Genomic DNA, 2,842 nt, shown 5'->3' on the forward strand with positions numbered 1-2,842 from the left:
CCGGCCGTTCTGCCGCGACTGCGACCGGCTGCGGCTGACCGCCGACGGCCAGCTGCGCACCTGCCTGTTCGGCCACCAGGAGACCGATCTGCGGGCGGCGCTGCGCCGGGGCGACAGCGACGCCGAGCTCGCCGAGCTGATCCGGCAGGCGGTGCGGGCCAAGCCCGCCGGGCACGGCATCAACGCCCCGGGCTTCCGGCAGCCCGAGCGGCCGATGTCGGCGATCGGCGGCTGAACCGGCGATCGGTGGCTGAGCCCGCGCCACAGTTCGCTCGGCTACCGTGGCGGTAGCAGCACCCGCACAAACCACGTGCTCCCCGACGGCTGCTCAGGATCGGTGCGGGCGCACCGATCGGAAACCAGTGCGAGGAGACACATGACCGAACCGGGTCCGGCACCCACCCCGGCCGCTGACGCCACCGCGCTCGAACGGGCGATGTTCGAGGTCAAGCGGGTCATCGTCGGGCAGGAGCGGATGGTCGAGCGGCTGATGGTGAGCCTGCTGGCCCGCGGCCACTGCCTGCTCGAAGGGGTGCCCGGCGTCGCCAAGACCCTCGCCGTGGAGACCCTGGCCCGCACCGTCAGCGGAACGTTCGCCCGCCTGCAGTTCACTCCGGACCTGGTGCCCTCCGACATCGTCGGCACCCGGATCTACCGTCCGGGCTCGGAGCAGTTCGACACCGAGCTGGGCCCGGTGTTCGCCAACTTCGTGCTGGCTGACGAGATCAACCGGGCGCCGGCCAAGGTGCAGTCGGCGCTGCTGGAGGTGATGGCCGAGCGCCAGGTGTCCCTCGGCGGCAAGCGCTACCCGCTGCCGGACCCGTTCCTGGTGCTGGCCACCCAGAACCCGATCGAGAGCGAGGGCGTCTACCCGCTGCCCGAGGCCCAGCGCGACCGGTTCCTGATGAAGATCACCGTGGACTACCCGTCCGCGGCCGAGGAGCGCGAGATCGTCTACCGGATGGGCGTCGAGCCGCCGGTCGCCCAGCCGGTGATCAGCACCGGCGAGCTGATCGAGCTGCAGCGCCGGGCCGGCCGGGTGTTCGTGCACCACGCGGTGGTCGATTACGTGGTGCGGCTGGTGATCGCCACCCGGCAGCCGGGCGAGTTCGGAATGGCCGACGTGGCCGGCTGGGTGTCCTACGGCGCCAGCCCCCGGGCCAGCCTCGGGCTGATCGCGGCCGGCCGGGCGCTGGCGCTGCTGCGCGGCCGCGACTATGTGCTGCCGCAGGACGTGCTGGACCTGGCCGTCGACGTGCTGCCGCACCGGATGGTGCTGTCCTACGACGCCATCGCCGACGGGATCACCGCCGCACAGGCGGTGTCCCGGGTGCTGCAGACCGTGCCGCTGCCGCAGGTGGCGCCCCGTCAGCGGGCCAGCAGCGGCTTCATCCCGGCGGCCACCACGGCCGCTCCGCAGGCCAGCACCGCCGACTACCGCAACGGCGCGCACGCGGCGCCGACCGGCCAACCGGTCGGCCAGTACCCGCAGCAGCAGCCCGGCCAGCCCCGGCAGTCCGGTAGCTGGGGGCCGCCGGCGTGAGGAGGAGGCGGCCCGCTGCCGACGCCGGCCGGCCGGAGGATTCCGGCCAGCCGATAGCGGCTGGCCAGCCGGCCTCGTCCGGGCAGGCGGTTACCTCCGGGCAGGCGGTTACCTCCGACCAGGCGGTTACCTCCGAGCAGGCGGTTCCAGCCAGCCAGGCAGCCCCGTCCGGTCAGGCAGTTACCGCCAGGCAGGCGATGTCGTCCGGGCAAGCAATCTCATCGTCCGGCCAGCCGGCCTCGTCCGGCCAGGCCGAAGCGGTGCTGCGCCGGTTGGAGTACGCGGTGCGCAACAAGCTGGACGGCCTGCTGCTGGGCAGCTACCAGGGCCTGGTGCCGGGTCCCGGCAGCGAGCCGGGGGAGTCCCGGCAGTACTACCCCGGCGACGACGTCCGGCGGATGGACTGGCCGGTGACCGCTCGGACCATGGTTCCGCACGTCCGGCAGACCATCGCCGACCGGGAGCTGGAGACCTGGATGGTGGTGGATCTGTCGCCCAGCCTGGACTTCGGCACCGTGAACATGGAGAAGCGCGAGCTGGTGTTCGCCGCCGCCACCGCGGTCACCCACCTGACCACCAAGGCCGGCAACCGGATCGGCGCCATCATCACCACCGGCGAGCAGACCGTCCGGGTGCCCGCGGTGGGCGGCAGCAACCACGCCCGCTACCTGATGCGCAAGCTGGCCGCCACCCCGAAGGCTGCCGAGGGACGGCGCGGTGACCTGGCCAGGGCGCTGGAACAGCTGCGCCGGCCGCCGCGCCGGCGCGGCATGGTGGTGGTGATCTCGGACTTCCTCGGCGACCAGGACTGGGAGCGGCCGCTGCGCGGACTGGGCGACCGGCACGAGCTGCTCGGCATCGAAGTGTTGGACCCGCGCGAGCTGGAGCTGCCGGCCGCGGGCCTGGTCACCTTCGTCGACCCGGAGAGCGGTGAGCAGCTGGAGGTGCAGACCTCCGACGCCCAGCTGCGCCAGCGCTACGCCCAGGCCGCCGCCGAGCAGCGGGCCGAGATCGCCTCGATGCTGCGCCGGGCCGGCGCCGACCAGCTGCGGCTGCGCACCGACTCGGACTGGCTGTCCGACATCGTGAAGTTCGTCGTCACCCGCCGTCGGGGAGTGGCGGTCCGGCCACCCTCGCGCGCCGGAATGATCGGGGTGCACTGATGCATTTCAGGTCGCCGTTGTGGCTGCTGATCCTGCTTGCCGTGGCCGCCGTGGCGCTGGCCTACCTGGCGGTGCAGCTGCGCCGGCGCCGGTTCGTGGCCCGGTTCTCCAACACCCAGCTGCTGGCCAGCGTGGT

2 protein-coding genes and 1 pseudogene are annotated in these 2,842 nt (G+C 73.0%); all 3 read left to right on the plus strand.

The window, feature by feature from the left end:
- A pseudogene (locus VLJ82_RS18385) lies at positions 1-235 on the plus strand (GTP 3',8-cyclase MoaA); the annotation flags it as partial.
- Between the two features lie 141 nt (positions 236-376).
- Positions 377-1,543, plus strand: coding sequence for an AAA family ATPase (locus VLJ82_RS18390; RefSeq protein WP_408664815.1), 1,167 nt, complete (start codon positions 377-379; stop codon positions 1,541-1,543).
- Positions 1,544-1,740: 197 nt separating this feature from the next.
- A complete protein-coding gene (locus VLJ82_RS18395) occupies positions 1,741-2,706 on the plus strand; it encodes a DUF58 domain-containing protein (RefSeq protein WP_408664816.1) in 966 nt (321 codons plus the stop codon).
- The last annotated feature ends 136 nt before the right edge of the window (positions 2,707-2,842 follow it).

The organism is Jatrophihabitans sp. (assembly GCF_035474675.1).
Taxonomy (GTDB): Bacteria; Actinomycetota; Actinomycetes; order Mycobacteriales; family Jatrophihabitantaceae; genus Jatrophihabitans_A.

What these genes read in the sequence shown, in the direction of transcription:
- VLJ82_RS18390 (WP_408664815.1), top strand. Translation starts at nt 377, where the DNA reads ATGACCGAACCGGGTCCGGCACCCACCCCGGCCGCTGACGCCACCGCG.
- VLJ82_RS18395 (WP_408664816.1), top strand. Translation starts at nt 1,741, where the DNA reads ATGTCGTCCGGGCAAGCAATCTCATCGTCCGGCCAGCCGGCCTCGTCC.